We start from the raw sequence: 14,145 nt of genomic DNA, 5'->3' as shown, positions 1-14,145 counted from the left end.
CCCGATCGGTCGTACGCGACCCGTACTGACGTACGTACGACGCGCTGGGCCACCGGAAGGTTGCACTACTCTGGGCGATCGACCGCATGCCCACCGTCACCGTGAAAGGCGTCCGCCCATGACCACCGACCTGCTCGACCGGAAGCTGGAGCGCGCGTTCGCGCACCTGGACGCCGACGACAACGGCGTGATCGACGAGAAGGACATGATCGCGCTCGGCTCCCGGCTGCTGACGGCGCTGGCCGAGCCCGCCGACTCCCCCAGGGCGGCCGAGGTGTTCCGCGGGCTCACCGACTTCTGGGTGGACCTCTTCAGCGAGCTGGGCGTGGGCGGGGACCAGAAGCTGACGCCCGGGCAGTACCGGGACGGGATGACCCGCCTCTACAAGGACGGCGGCCCGGCGTACGAGAAGTCGTTCCGGCCGATGATGAAGGCGATCCTCACCGTCGTCGACACCAACGGGGACGGCCACATCAGCCCCGAGGAGTTCCACAAGGCCCAGCTGGCCTTCGACACCCGGCTGGAGCCCGCCGACGCGGACGCCCTCTTCGAGCGGATCGACAGGAACCACGACGGGTACCTGTCGGTCGACGAGCTCCTCGACGCGGTGCGCGAGTACTACACGGGTGAGGACGAGGACGCCCCGGGCAACCTGCTCTTCGGCGAGCTCTGAGACCCGGGGCGCACTCCTGGAGAACTCCGCTACGCGGCGGCCGCCGGCTCGTCCTCGCCGACGAAGGTCCGCCACAGCACGGCGTAGCGGCCTCCCCGGGCGAGCAGTTCGGCGTGGCTGCCGTCCTCGACGACCCGGCCGCGCTCCATGACCACCACCCGGTCGGCGCGGGCGGCGGTGGTCAGCCGGTGGGCCACCACCAGGGTCGTGCGCTTGCCCGCGAGCCGGTCGGTGGCCTGGTTGACCTGCGCCTCGGTGGCCAGGTCGAGGGCGGCGGTGGCCTCGTCGAGCAGCAGCACGTCGGGGTCGACGAGCTCGGCGCGGGCCAGCGCGATCAGCTGGCGCTGGCCCGCGGAGAGGTTGCGGCCGCGCTCGGTGACGGTGTGCAGGTAGCCGCCGTCGAGGGTGGCGACCATGTCGTGGGCGCCGACCGCGCGGGCGGCCGCCTCCACCTCGGCGTCGCTCGCCCCCGGCCGCCCGTAGGCGATGGCGTCGCGGACCGTCCCCGGGAAGAGGTACGACTCCTGGGGGACGACCCCCAGCCGGTGGCGGTACGCCGTCAGGTCCAGGTCCCGCAGGTCGGTGCCGTCGGCGGTGACCCGGCCGGAGGTCGGGTCGTAGAACCGGGCCACCATCTTGACCAGGGTGGACTTCCCGGCGCCGGTCTCGCCGACGAAGGCGACGGTCTGACCGGCGGGTATCCGCAGGCTGATGCCGCCCAGTGCCTCTCCGTTCTCGCCGCGCTCCTCCGCGGTGGCGTACGCGAAGCGCACGTCCTCGAAGGCGATCTCGCCGCGCAGGGCGTGCACCTCGCGGGGCGCGGCCGGGGGCGGGGTGGTGGTGGGCTCGCGCAGCAGGTCCTGGATGCGGCCGAGGGAGACGGTGGCCTGCTGGTAGCCGTCGAAGACCTGGGAGAGCTGCTGGACCGGGGCGAAGAACAGGTCGATGTAGAGCAGGTACGCCACCAGCGCGCCGGTGGTCAGGGTGGCGGCCTCCACCCGGCCCGCGCCGACGATCAGCACGGCCGCCGCCGCGCCCGAGGACAGCAGCTGGACGAAGGGGAAGTAGACCGATATCAGCCACTGGCCCCGCACCCGGGCCTGCCGGTAGGAGTCGCTGCGCCCGGCGAAGCGCTCGGCGCCGGAGCGCTGGCGGCGGAAGGCCTGGACCAGGCGCAGCCCGGCCACCGACTCCTGGAGGTCGGCGTTGACCAGGCTGACCCGGTCGCGGGCGAGCTCGTACGCGGCGACCGACTTGCGGCGGAAGACGATCGTGGCGAGGACCAGCACCGGCAGGGTGGCGAAGACGATCAGCGCGAGTTCGAGGTCGAGGACGAGCAGGGCGACCAGGATGCCGAAGAAGGTCAGGACGGAGACGACGGCGGTGACCAGCCCGGTCTGCAGGAAGCTGGACAGGGAGTCCACGTCGGTGGTCATCCGGGTCATGATCTTGCCGGTGAGCTCGCGCTCGTAGTAGTCCAGGCCGAGGCGCTGGAGCTGGGCGAAGATCTTGACGCGCAGGGCGTAGAGGATGCGCTCGCCGGTGCGCCCGGTCATCCGGGTCTCGGCGAACTGCGCGGCCCACTGGGCGATGACGACGACCAGGGCCAGTCCCGCGGCGGCCCACACCGCGCCCAGGGCGGCCTTCTCCACGCCCTGGTCGATGCCGTGCCGGATCAGGACCGGCAGCAGCAGGCCCGCGCCGGCGTCGAGGGCGACGAGGGCGAGGCTGACGGCGAGGGGGGCCCAGAAGCCGTGGAGCAGCCGGCGCAGGCCGTAGCTCTCCTCGGCGGCCGCGGCCCGGTCCTCGTCCACCTGCGGCCGGTCGTCGGTCGGCGGCAGGGCGGCGACCTGCGCGAGCAGTTCGGGGGTGGCGCCCGGCATCCCGGACGCGGTCCCGGGTGCGCTCGTCTCCTCCTCGCGGCGCCACAGCTCGGGGGTGACCCCGTCGGCGACGCGCCGCTTGGCGTTCACCGGCTCGGAGTCGATCTCGGCCTCCAGCTCGATGTCCCGTTCGAGGTCTCCGTCGATGTCCCGCTCGAACTCGGCCATGGAGGGGGCGTCGGGGATGCGCGGGGAGCCGGCGCCCAGGGCCTCGGGGTCGGTCAGCAGGCGGCGGTAGAGGGCGGAGCGGACCTCCAGCTCCTCGTGCGTGCCGATGTCGGCGAGCCGGCCGCCGTCGAGGACGGCGATCCGGTCGGCGAGGGCGAGGGTGGAGCGGCGGTGCGCGATCAGCAGGGTGGTGCGGCCGGCCATCACGGCGCGCAGCGCCTCGTGGATCTCGTGCTCGACGCGGGCGTCGACGGCGGAGGTGGCGTCGTCGAGGAGGAGGAGCCGGGGGTCGGTCAGCAGGGCGCGGGCGAGCGCGATGCGCTGGCGCTGGCCGCCGGAGAGGGTCAGGCCCTGTTCGCCGACCTTGGTGTCGTAGCCGGCCGGCAGCGCCTGAACAAACGATTCCGCTTGGGCCGCGCGGGCGGCCGCGCGTATCTCCTCGTCGGTGGCGCCGGGACGCCCGTAGGCGATGTTGGCCCGGATGGTGTCGGAGAAGAGGAAGGAGTCCTCGGGCACGAGCCCGATGGCGGCGCGCAGGGAGTCGTACGTCAGCTCGCGCACGTCGTGGCCGCCGACGCGGACGGTGCCGCGGTCGGCGTCGTAGAAGCGCGGCAGGAGCAGCGAGACGGTGGACTTGCCCGAGCCGGACGCCCCGACGACGGCGACCGTCTCGCCCTCCCGGAGGGCGAGCGAGAAGCCGTCGAGGACGGGCCGCTCGGGGTCGTAGCCGAAGCGGACGTCCTCGAACGCGACGGTGGCGGGCGCGTCGGCGGGCAGTTCCCGCGTCCCCTCGCGGATCACCGGCTCGGTGTCGATGAGCTCGAAGACCCGTTCCACGCCGGCCCGGGCCTGCTGGCCGACGGTGAGCACCATGGCGAGCATGCGGACGGGGCCGACCAGCTGGGCGAGGTAGGTGGAGAAGGCGACGAAGGTGCCCAGGGTGATGTGCCCGTTGGTGGCCAGCCAGCCGCCGAGGGCCAGCATGGCGACCTGGCCGAGCGCGGGGACGGCCTGGAGGGCGGGGGTGTAGCGGGAGTTCAGCCGGATGGCGCGCATCCGCCCGCCGAAGAGCCGGCGGCCGGCCTCGCGGAGCTTGCCGGTCTCCTGCTCCTCCTGCCCGAAGCCCTTGACCACGCGCACACCGGTCACGGCCCCGTCGACGACGGTGGCGACGGCGGCGGCCTGGCCCTGGGCGTACCAGGTGGCGGGGAAGAGCTTCCTGCGGCTGCGCTTGGCGATGAACCACAGCGCGGGGGCCATCAGCAGCGCGACCACCGTCAGCAGCGGCGACAGCCACACCATGACGGCCAGGGATATGCCGAAGAGCAGGAAGTTGCCGATGGTCATGGGCAGCATGAACAGCAGGCCCTGGATCAGCTGGAGGTCGCTGGTGGCACGGCCGACGACCTGTCCGGTCGACAGCTCGTCCTGCCGCCGCCCGTCGAGGCGGGCGATGGTGTCGTACATGTCGGTGCGCAGGTCGTGCTGTACGTCGAGGGCGAGGCGGCCGCCGTAGTACCGGCGCACGTAGGTGGCCGCGTAGACCAGCAGGGCGGCGCCGACGAGCAGGCCCGCCCAGGGCCCCATCGGCCTGGTCCCGTCCCCGATGACGTCGTCGATGATGACCCGGGTGACGAGCGGTACGAGCGCCATGACGGCCATGCCGGCCAGCGAGGAGCCGAGCGCCAGCAGCACGTTGAGCTTGTACCGCCAGGTGTAGGCGGCCAGCCGCCTGCCCCAGCCCTGTTTCTCCCCAGCCGCCGTCACGTGGGTGCCTCCCCGTAGGTCCTGTCCTGCCGCCACCCCCAACGCTCCGACCGGCGGATTTCATCCCGCCGCAACAATGCGAACATGCGCGCACGGCGCCTCCGGCGCACGCCGGGAGCGCCCGAACGGGCTAGCCGAGGTGCGTCGGGGCGAACATCCTCGGGGTGGCGGGGAGGACCAGGACCGAGGGGCCGGGGGTGGCGAGGGAGGCGGCGAGGTCCTCGCGGAGGGCGGCCGGGGTGGTGGTGGCGGCCGGGACGCCGAAGGACCGGGCCAGGGCGGCGAAGTCGGGGCGGGTGAGCTCGGTGCCGGTGGTGCGGCCGTCGAAGGCGTCCGTCATGTACTCGCGCAGGATGCCGTAGCCGCCGTCGTCCACGATCAGCCAGGTGACGTCCAGGTCGTACTGCTTCGCGGTGGCGAGTTCGGCGACGGAGTACATCGCGCCGCCGTCGCCGGAGACCGCGAGGACCGGGGTGCCCGGCTCCGCGACCGCCGCGCCGAGGGCCGCCGGGAAGGCGTAGCCGAGGCCGCCGGCGCCCTGGGCCGAGTGCATGGTGTTGGGGTGCCTGGCGTCGAAGGCCGACCAGGCCCAGTAGGACAGGATCGTCATGTCCCAGAAGGACGGGGAGCGGGCCGGCAGGGCGGACCTGATGGAGCTCAGGAGCTCCTGTTCGAGGCCGAGGTCCTGGGCGTCGAGGCGGGCTGCGATGTCGGCGAGGACCGCGCGGACCCGGGCGGGGGCGTCCACGTCCTCGCGGGGCTCGACCGTCTCCAGGAGGGCCTGGAGGGCCAGGCGGGCGTCCGCGTGGATGCCGAGCGCGGGGTGGTTGGACTCCAGCTTGCCGAGGTCGGCCTCGATCTGGACGACCCGGCCCGTGGGGAAGAAGGTGTGGTAGTTCGAGGACAGCTCGCCCAGGCCGGAGCCGACGACGAGGAGGACGTCGGCGTCCTCCAGGAAGTCCGTCATGTGGCGGTCCTCCAGCCAGGACTGGAGGGAGAGCGGGTGGGTCCAGGGGAAGGCGCCCTTGCCGCCGAAGGTGGTGACCACGGGGGCGTCCAGGCGCTCGGCGAGCTGCCTGAGCTTGCCCGCCGCGTCGGCGCGGACCACGCCGCCGCCCGCGATGATCACCGGGCGGGAGGCCCGGGACAGCCAGTGCGCCGCCAGCGCGGTCAGCTCCAGGCGCGGGGCGAGCTCGTGCGGGCTCGCGTCCATGCCCGTGACCTGGGGGACCACCGTCTCCGCGCGGAGCACGTCCTCGGGGATCTCCACCCAGACGGGGCCGTGCGGGGCCGTGAGGGCCGACTCCCAGGCCTCGGCGACGACCGAGGGGATCTGGGAGGGGGTGCGGGCGGTGTGGACCGACTTCACCACGTCCCGGAAGGACGCGGACTGCTCGCGCAGCTCGTGCAGGTGGCCGCGCCGCCCGCCGCCCAGGCCCGCGGAGGGGACCTGGGAGGAGATGGCGAGGACCGGGGCGGAGGCGGCCGCCGCCTCGGCGAGGGCCGGCAGGGACATGAGCGCCCCGGGGCCCGTGGAGAGCAGCAGCGGGACCGCCTCGCCGGTGAGGCGGCCGTAGGCGTCGGCGGCGAACCCCGCGTTGTTCTCCGTCCGCAGGCCGATGAGCCGCAGGTCGGAGCGGCCGACGGCGTCGAAGAGGGCCAGCGCGTGCTGCCCCGGCAGGCCGAAGACGGTCGTCGCGCCGAGGCCCCGCAGCGTCTCCACGACCAGGTCCCCGCCCGTGCGGCCCGGCGGCGGGGCCAGGGCGGCCGCCGTCTGGGCCTCGGTGGGGCGGAGAACCAGGTCGTGGTCGTGCGTCACGTGCTTGCGTGCCCTTCGTGCCGTCGCGCTGCGCTGCCGGGCCGCCGTGTCTCGCCCTACTTCGCCCTGGAGGCGGCGATCTGGCGGCTCATGATCGTGGTGAGCTCGTACGCGGTGTGCGAGGCCGCGACCGAGGTGATCTCGGCGTGATCGTACGCCGGGGCGACCTCGACCACGTCGGCGGAAACGAGGTTGCAGGACGACAGGCCGCGGATGATCTCCAGCAGCTCGCGGGAGGTCATGCCGCCCGCCTCCGGCGTGCCGGTGCCGGGCGCGTGCGCCGGGTCCAGGACGTCGATGTCGATGGAGATGTACAGCGGGCGGTCGCCGATGCGCTGGCGCAGCTGGTCGGCGATCTCGTCGGCGCCGCGGCGGTAGACGTCGGCGGAGGTCACGATGCCGAAGCCCATCTTGGCGTCGTCGTCCAGGTCCTGCTTGCCGTACAGCGGACCGCGGGTGCCGACGTGGGAGAGGGCCTCGGTGTCGAGGATGCCCTCCTCGACGGCGCGGCGGAACGGCGTGCCGTGGGTGTACTCGGCGCCGAAGTAGGTGTCCCAGGTGTCCAGGTGGGCGTCGAAGTGCAGCAGGGCGACCGGGCCGTGCTTCTTCGCGACCGAGCGCAGCAGGGGCAGGGCGATGGTGTGGTCGCCGCCGAGGGTCATCAGGCGGGAGCCGTTGCCGAGGAGCTCGTCGGCGGCGGCCTCGACCGTCTCGACGGCCTCGTTGATGTTGAAGGGGTTCACCGCGATGTCGCCGGCGTCGGCGACCTGCGCGAGGGCGAACGGGGAGGCGTCCTGCGCCGGGTTGTAGGGGCGCAGCAGGCGCGAGGCCTCGCGGATGGCGTTGCCGCCGAAGCGGGCGCCGGGGCGGTAGGAGACACCGGAGTCGAAGGGTACGCCGACGACGGCGACGTCGGCGGAGCCGACCTCGTCCAGGCGGGGCAGGCGGGCGAAGGTCGCCGGACCGGCGTAGCGCGGGATCCGGGAGGAGTCGACGGGGCCGCGCGGCGTCTGGTCGGTGCTCATGGGGGGTGCCCTTCTGGTGGTCCTGCTGGTGCGGTCCTTCGAGCGTAAGGGGGCGGGGAGGGGGCGCGAAGTGTACGTTCTATCCACCGAACCGTTGAGATGTGGAGGGAGTGTCCATGGCAGCGGAAGCCCCTCCCACCGCGCCGGTCGCCCTCGCGGCGCTGCTCGCCGACCGTGAGCTGGGGCTGCGCCGGCTGGCGGGCCCGGCCGAGGCGGAGGTGCACGGGGTGCACGCCTCGGAGATGGCCGACCCGTCGCCGTACCTGCTGGGCGGGGAGCTGCTGCTGACGGCGGGCTCGGGGCTGGCGGGGGCGGAGTGCGGCGCGTACGTCGAACGGCTGGTGCGGGCGGGGGTGGCCGGGCTCGGGTTCGGGGTGACCCCGGTCCACGAGACGGTCCCGTCCGGACTGACGGAGGCCTGCGGGGCGTACGGGCTCCCGCTGGTGGAGGTCCCGCCCGGAACCCCGTTCACGGCGGTCGCCCGCACGGTGTGGCGGCTGATGGCGGAGGCCCGCACCCGTGAGCTCCGCCGCGTCACCGAGGCCCAGCAGTCCCTGGCGGCGGCCGCCGCCCGCCCGGACCCGGTCGCGGCGGTCCTGTCCCGCCTGGCGACGGCCCTGGGGGGCTGGGCGGCCCTGTGGGGGCCGGAGGGTGAGCCGGGGGCGGTGGGCGCCGCCGGGGCGGGCCCGGGGACCCGCAAGGTCCCGGCCGCCGGTGCCGGCGCCACGCCGGGCCCCGGCACCGGGGTGCGCCCCGGGCCCGGAACCGGTCCGGCGGGCGCGGGCCCCGGCCCGGGGGGCGCCGCCGGGGCGAGCCCCGCGGCCGGTACGGGCACGGTCACCGCTGCGGGCAGCTCACCCGGGGCCGCCGCCGGAACGCGTCCCGGGCCCGGATCGGCGGGTGCAGGGGCCGGTCCTGCGGGCACCACCGCCGGTGCGGGAACGGTCGCCGGGGCGCGCGTCGCGTCCGCTGCCGCCGCCGGGATGCGGACCGCGCCCGGTCCGGCACGCGCGGGCTCCGGCCCTGCCGTCGGGGCCGGGCCGGGGCTGGCAGGCCCGGGTCCTGGCGTCGGCCCCCTTCCGGGGGCGGCGGCCACGGGCGCGGCGTCCCCCGCCTTCCGCCCGGCCAGGGCCACGGCCGGGGCTGAGCCCGGGGAGGAGCTGCGGGCGGCGCTGGGTGCGCTGGCGCTGCGGGTGGCGCCGGGGAGCGCCGCGACCGCCACCGACAGCCTGGGCGGCACCCAGCTGGCCGCCTACGCGGTCGGCGGTGGCCAGGTGCTGGTCCTGGCCACCCCGGGGCGGGCTCCCGGGGACCACACCATCGCCTCGGTCGCCGCCGTCCTGCTGACCCTGCTCACCGCGAGCGGCCCGGCCGGCGCGGAGGCGGTCGCGCTGACCCGTCTCCTGCTGGACGGCGATCCGGCCGCGGCCCTCCCCCCGGGCCCCTGGTACGCCGTCCACGCCCGGGGCGGCGGGGACCCGCGGACCCTCGCGGCGGCGCTGGGCACCGTGCTGCTGGACCCGCGCGGGGACGGCGCACGCCTCCTCACCGACCGGGAACCCGGCCCGCAGCCGGGGTGGCGGCTCGGGGTCAGCGCCCCGGCCGGCCCGGCGGAGCTGCGCACGGCCGACGCCCAGGCCCGCCGGGCCCTGTCCCGCGCCGAGGCGTCCCGCACCCCGCTGGCCCGCCACACCGACCCCGGCTTCGCGGGCCTGGTCGGCGAGGCCGAGGCCCGCGCCCACGCCGAAGCCCTCCTCGCGCCCCTATCCCCCGCCCTCCGGGAGACCCTGCGGGCCTGGCTGTCCCACCACGGCAGCTGGGACCGCACGGCCGCGGCGCTGGGGGTCCACCGGAACACGGTCCGCCAGCGCACGGCCCGCTGCGCCGCCCTGCTCGGCGACGCCGACCTGGACGACGCGGACACCCGGATGGAGCTGTGGTTCGCCCTGCGCTGGGCGGCGGCACCCGCGCCGGGGCCCGGGCGGCCGGCGTAGGCCGCCCCCTCCGGGTCAGGCCGGGCGGGCGACGTTCAGGCTGCACCGCCCGTCCTCGCAGGACCGCTGGAGGCGGCCCCTGGAGATCGTCTGCGCCAGCCCGATCGCCCAGCACATCGGGCACCCGCGCAGGGCGAGCAGGCCGGCCGGCACGAGCGCCAGGCCGACCGGCCAGGCGTACGGCAGGAGGACGACGGCCAGGGCCAGCGAGCCGAATCCCAGCGCGCCGCGCACCAGGTGCCGGGGCAGGGACGCGCTCGCGAAGTCGGGGCGGCCGTCGGCCTTCGTCGCGGCCTCCGTCGCGGTGGTCGTAGCGGTCGTCGTCGCGGTCATCGTTCGTCCCCTCCGGGAGCCGTGTCGGTGTCGGATGTGGCGCGGAGCGTGCTGCGGACCGTCGCGCGGGCCCGGTGGAGGCGGGACTTCATCGCCGCCGTGGTGAGGCCCAGCGCGTCGGCGACCATGCGGCCGCTGAGGCCCTGGACGTCCCGCATGATCAGCACCCGCCGCTGGTCGGCCGGCAGGGCCGCGACCGCGGCCGCCACCCGGCCCGCCTCGAAGCGGCGCAGCGCCTCGTCCTCCGCCGAGTCGGCGGCGGTGTCCGCGACCGCCGGGTGCTCCCGGTCGCGGACGACGGCCCGTGCGCGCCGCAGGCACTCGTTGCGGACGATGCGGAACATCCACGACGCCAGGGCGCCCGAGGCCCGGAGCATCCCGATCTTGCGGTAGAGGATGATCAGGGCCTCCTGGGCCGCGTCCTCGGCGTCCTCCGGGGTCGCGCAGAGGGAGCGGGCGAAGCGCCGTACGTTCGGGTGCGAGCCCGAGACCAGCGCGGCGATCGAGTCCGTGTCACCGCGCTGGGCCTCGGTGATCAGCTGTTCGCCGGGCCAGGAGGTGTCAGCCACGCGCGCCGCGCCCCCGCTTCAGGACGAACACGCACGTGCAGAGCAGGACCGCGCCCGCTGCGATGGCGATGGCGATGATCATGGCGACCTCCAGGTCGGTTCCCGTACCGACGTCCGTCGCGGTACGGGGATAAGAGGCGCGGGCCGCCGCAAAGGATTCGGCACGGGGCGGCCGAGTCTGGACAGGATCGACAACCCGCCGGTAACTTAGCTATGAGCAAGCGCTTAGACATAAGCGGCGGACCGCCGCGACGAAGGGAGCCGGCCGTGCGCCGTACGGTGTTCAACGAGGACCACGAGGCGTTCCGCGAGACCCTCCGCGCCTTCATCGAGGCCGAGGTGGTCCCCGTCTACGACGAGTGGTTCCAGGCCGGCCAGGCGCCGCGCGACTTCTACTACAAGCTCGGCGAGCTGGGCGTCTTCGGCATCAACGTCCCCGAGGAGTTCGGCGGCGCGGGCCTGGACACCCACAAGTTCGAGGCCGTCCTCTACGAAGAGACCTCCCGCGCGGGCGTGAACTTCGGCGGTTCCGGCGTGCACGTGCTGCTCGCCCTGCCGTACATCAAGATGCTCGCCACCGACGAGCAGAAGAAGCGCTTCCTGCCGAAGTTCGTCTCCGGCGAGGAGATGTGGGCCCTCGCGATGACCGAGCCGGGCACCGGCTCCGACGTCGCCGGCATGAAGACCACCGCCAAGCTCTCCGAGGACGGCACGCACTACGTCCTCAACGGCTCCAAGACCTTCATCACCGGTGGCGTCCACGCCGACCGCGTGATCGTCTGCGCCCGCACCTCCGCCCCGAGCGAGGACGACCGCCGCTTCGGCATCTCCCTGTTCGCCGTGGACACCAAGTCCGAGGGCTACTCGATCGGCCGCAAGCTCGACAAGCTGGGCCTGAAGACCTCCGACACCGCCGAGCTGGCCTTCGTCGACGTCAAGGTGCCGGTCGAGGACCTGCTCGGCGAGGAGGGCAAGGGCTTCTACTACCTGGGCCACAACCTGGCCTCCGAGCGCTGGGGCATCGCCTTCGGCGCGTACGCCCAGGCCGCCGCGGCCGTCCGGTTCGCCCAGCAGTACGTCACCGACCGCACCGTCTTCGGCAAGCCGGTCGCGCACTTCCAGAACACCAAGTTCGAGCTGGCCGCCTGCCAGGCCGAGGTGGACGCCGCCCAGGCCGTCGCCGACCGCGCGCTGGAGGCCCTGGACGCGGGCGAGCTGACGCCGGCCGAGGCCGCCTCCGCGAAGCTCTTCTGCACCGAGGTCGCGCACCGCGTGATCGACCGCTGCCTCCAGCTGCACGGCGGCTACGGCTACATGAACGAGTACCCGATCGCCCGCCTGTACGCGGACAACCGCGTCAACCGCATCTACGGCGGCACCAGCGAGATCATGAAGTCGATCATCGCCAAGTCGATGGGTCTGTAAGTCCCGTTGAACGAGTCGCTCAGCGGTCTCCTCGACCTGCTCGACCTGGAGCAGATCGAGGAGAACATCTTCCGCGGGACCAGCCGCCCGTCGCTGGTCCCGCGCGTCTTCGGCGGACAGGTCGCGGCCCAGGCACTGGTCGCGGCCGGCCGCACCGTGCCCGGGGACCGTACGGCGCACTCGCTGCACTCGTACTTCCTGCGCACGGGTGACCCGGGCGCGCCCATCGTCTACACGGTCGACCGGATCCGCGACGGGCGCTCCTTCACCACGCGGCGGGTCGTCGCCGTGCAGCACGGGCAGCCGATCTTCCACCTGTCGGCCTCCTTCCAGGTGTACGAGGAGGGGCTCGACCACCAGGTCACGATGCCCCCCGCACCCGACCCGGAGACCCTGCCGACGGCCGCCGAGGCCCTGCCCGCCTACCGGGACCTGTTCCGCGACCCGGGCACGGTGGAGCGGCTGCTGGAGGCGCGCGGCGCGGTGGACCTGCGGTACGCGACGACGCCGCCGTGGGGGTCGATCGGCGAGCCGGTGGAGCCGCGCTCGCAGGTGTGGTTCCGCACGGCCGGGAAGCTGGACAGCGCCGACCCGCTGCTGCACACGTGCCTGGCCACGTACGTCTCGGACATGACCCTGCTGGACTCGGTGCTGCTCGCCCACGGGCGCGGCGGCTGGGCCGTGGGGGACGTGGTCGGGGCCTCCCTGGACCACGCGATGTGGTTCCACCGCCCGCTGCGGGCGGACGAGTGGCTCCTGTACGACCAGGACTCGCCGACGTCGCACGGCGGCCGGGGCCTCGGCCAGGCCCGCATCTGGACCCAGGACGGCCGGCTGGCCGTCACGGTGATCCAGGAGGGCGTGGTCCGCGTACCGCGCGCCTGACCCCCGCCCTTCGAGGCCCCCGGACCCGGTCCGGGGGCCTCGCGCGTTCCCTACTCCTTCGGGCGGGCCTTGAGCTTGGCCCAGACGGCTTCCAGGGCGGCGATGTCCTCGTCGTCGAGCAGGTCGTCGAAGACCTCGGCGAGGGTCTCGCGGCGGGTGGCGTCGGCCTCGGCGTAGGCGCGGCGGCCCGCCCCGGTGAGGGCGATGCGGACCGAGCGGGCGTCGGTCGGGGAGGGTATCCGCTCGACGAGCCCGCGGGCCTGGAGCGAGTCGACGACGCGCGAGACCTGGCTGCGGCTGAGCAGGGTCATCGCCCCGAGGTCGGAGGGGGCCACCGGCTCCGGCTGGGCCTGGAGCCAGAGCATGACCTCGAACCAGGACAGCGGGAGGTCGTGGCGGCGGGCGAGGGCCTGGTCGACGCGGGCGCTGAGCGTGGATCCGGCCCACACCAGGCCGTAGAAGGCGTGGTCGCGCGGGCTGAGGTCGCCGAGGGTGAGGTTGTTCTTCGCCATGCCGGCAGCGTACCCCGGTTGCGTGCACGCGCACGGAAATATAATGTGTGTGCACACGCACTTGATGATCGCATCCGATCGACCCTCGTCTGGGAGCCCTCATGTCCGGCAACACCCGCACCGTCCTCATCACCGGAACCTCCACCGGCATCGGCCTGGCCGCCGCCGTCGCCGCGGCGCGGGCCGGCTGGCACGCCGTCGCCACGATGCGGGACACCGGCCGGGCCGGAGCCCTGCTCGAAGCCGCCCGGGAGGCCGGAGTGGCCGAGCTCGTGCAGGTCAAGCCGCTGGACGTGACCGACGCCGCCGCGGTCGAGGCCTGCGTGGCGGAGGTGGTCGCCGAACACGGCCGCCTGGACGCCGTCGTCAACAACGCGGGGGCCGGCTTCGTGGGCACCGTCGAGCAGAACGGCATGACCGCCGTCCGGGCCTCGATGGAGGTGAACTACTTCGGCGTCGTGGAGCTGACCCGCGCGGCCCTCCCCCACCTGCGCGCCTCGGGCGGCCGGGTGATCACCGTGACGAGCGTCGGCGGAGTGGTCGGGCAGCCGTTCAACGAGGCCTACTGCGCGGCCAAGTTCGCCGTCGAGGGGTTCATGGAGTCGCTGGCGCCGGTCGCGGCCACGGTCGGGGTCCAGGTGTCCCTCGTCGAACCGGGCGCCGTGACCAGCGAGTTCGTGGCGAGCCAGCTGGACTACGTGACGGAACTCCTGTCCACGGCGGGACCGTACACGGCGACGCTCCAGGCGTACGTGGAGCGGACGCGGAAGTCCTACGGGGGTGCGCAGACCCCCGCGCAGGCCGCGGCCCCGATCGTGGAGCTGCTGGACGCCGAGCGGATGCCGCTGCGGGTGCAGACCTCGGACTGGGCGCGGCAGTTCGTCGCCACGAAGCTGACGGACCTGGACGGCTCGGCCGTCCAGTCCATGACCTCGTCCTGGCTCGCCTGACCGGGCGCCGCCGCGCGGCGACCCGTTCGCACCCGGCGGGCTAGCAGCTAGGGCGCGTATTTGGTCGTGATCAAGGGCTGGTTCGGGTGAGGTCCTTGATCCAGATCATGGCGGCGCGGAGGTGGAGGCCTGCGAGGTAGCT

Annotated in this window: 11 protein-coding genes; 5 read left to right on the top strand and 6 right to left on the bottom strand. The window is 74.3% G+C overall.

Features of this window, described 5'->3' with window-relative positions; all coding sequences use genetic code 11:
- Positions 1 to 118: 118 nt before the first annotated feature.
- Positions 119 to 673, top strand: coding sequence for an EF-hand domain-containing protein (locus AB0469_RS36960; protein ID WP_366455957.1), 555 nt, complete (start codon positions 119 to 121; stop codon positions 671 to 673).
- Positions 674 to 702: 29 nt separating this feature from the next.
- Here the strand turns inward: AB0469_RS36960 and AB0469_RS36955 are convergent, their stop codons facing one another.
- From AB0469_RS36955 to speB, 3 genes are all read right to left on the bottom strand, one after another.
- Positions 703 to 4,491 (bottom strand): ABC transporter ATP-binding protein, encoded by a 3,789-nt coding sequence (locus tag AB0469_RS36955; RefSeq protein WP_366455956.1) that lies wholly within the window; start codon positions 4,489 to 4,491, stop codon positions 703 to 705.
- Positions 4,492 to 4,621: 130 nt separating this feature from the next.
- Complete coding sequence (locus AB0469_RS36950; RefSeq protein WP_366455955.1) at positions 4,622 to 6,310, bottom strand: thiamine pyrophosphate-binding protein; 1,689 nt, start codon at positions 6,308 to 6,310, stop codon at positions 4,622 to 4,624.
- 56 nt (positions 6,311 to 6,366) lie between these two features.
- A complete protein-coding gene (speB, locus tag AB0469_RS36945) occupies positions 6,367 to 7,335 on the bottom strand; it encodes an agmatinase (protein ID WP_366455953.1) in 969 nt (322 codons plus the stop codon).
- A gap of 116 nt (positions 7,336 to 7,451) precedes the next feature.
- On the opposite strand from speB, the gene AB0469_RS36940 reads away from it, so the two are divergent.
- Positions 7,452 to 9,329, top strand: coding sequence for a PucR family transcriptional regulator (locus AB0469_RS36940; protein WP_366455952.1), 1,878 nt, complete (start codon positions 7,452 to 7,454; stop codon positions 9,327 to 9,329).
- 15 nt (positions 9,330 to 9,344) lie between these two features.
- On the opposite strand, the gene AB0469_RS36935 is transcribed toward AB0469_RS36940, so the two are convergent.
- Both AB0469_RS36935 and AB0469_RS36930 read right to left on the bottom strand, forming a co-directional pair.
- The gene (locus tag AB0469_RS36935) at positions 9,345 to 9,662 is read right to left on the bottom strand and encodes a hypothetical protein (RefSeq protein WP_366455951.1); all 318 of its coding nucleotides are present in this window, start codon (positions 9,660 to 9,662) and stop codon (positions 9,345 to 9,347) included.
- Positions 9,659 to 10,231, bottom strand: a complete 573-nt coding sequence (locus AB0469_RS36930) for an RNA polymerase sigma factor (RefSeq protein WP_366455950.1) — start codon at positions 10,229 to 10,231, stop codon at positions 9,659 to 9,661. Before AB0469_RS36930 ends, AB0469_RS36935 begins: the two co-directional genes overlap by 4 nt.
- Before the next feature lie 267 nt (positions 10,232 to 10,498).
- On the opposite strand from AB0469_RS36930, the gene AB0469_RS36925 reads away from it, so the two are divergent.
- Both AB0469_RS36925 and AB0469_RS36920 read left to right on the top strand, forming a co-directional pair.
- Positions 10,499 to 11,656: an acyl-CoA dehydrogenase family protein gene (locus AB0469_RS36925; RefSeq protein WP_079427101.1), complete on the top strand. Its 1,158-nt coding sequence runs from the start codon at positions 10,499 to 10,501 to the stop codon at positions 11,654 to 11,656.
- 6 nt (positions 11,657 to 11,662) lie between these two features.
- Complete coding sequence (locus AB0469_RS36920; RefSeq protein WP_366455949.1) at positions 11,663 to 12,541, top strand: acyl-CoA thioesterase II; 879 nt, start codon at positions 11,663 to 11,665, stop codon at positions 12,539 to 12,541.
- 50 nt (positions 12,542 to 12,591) lie between these two features.
- Here the strand turns inward: AB0469_RS36920 and AB0469_RS36915 are convergent, their stop codons facing one another.
- Positions 12,592 to 13,053, bottom strand: coding sequence for a MarR family transcriptional regulator (locus tag AB0469_RS36915; RefSeq protein ID WP_366455948.1), 462 nt, complete (start codon positions 13,051 to 13,053; stop codon positions 12,592 to 12,594).
- Positions 13,054 to 13,154: 101 nt separating this feature from the next.
- Here AB0469_RS36915 and AB0469_RS36910 point away from each other — a divergent pair, with 101 nt between their 5' ends.
- On the top strand, positions 13,155 to 14,003 hold the full coding sequence (locus AB0469_RS36910; RefSeq protein WP_366455946.1) for an SDR family NAD(P)-dependent oxidoreductase: 849 nt from the start codon (positions 13,155 to 13,157) through the stop codon (positions 14,001 to 14,003).
- The last annotated feature ends 142 nt before the right edge of the window (positions 14,004 to 14,145 follow it).

The organism is Streptomyces sp. NPDC093801 (assembly GCF_040701585.1).
Taxonomy (GTDB): Bacteria; Actinomycetota; Actinomycetes; order Streptomycetales; family Streptomycetaceae; genus Streptomyces.
Note: the sequence above shows the minus strand (reverse complement) of the source record. Positions and strands in the feature narration are given on the sequence as shown.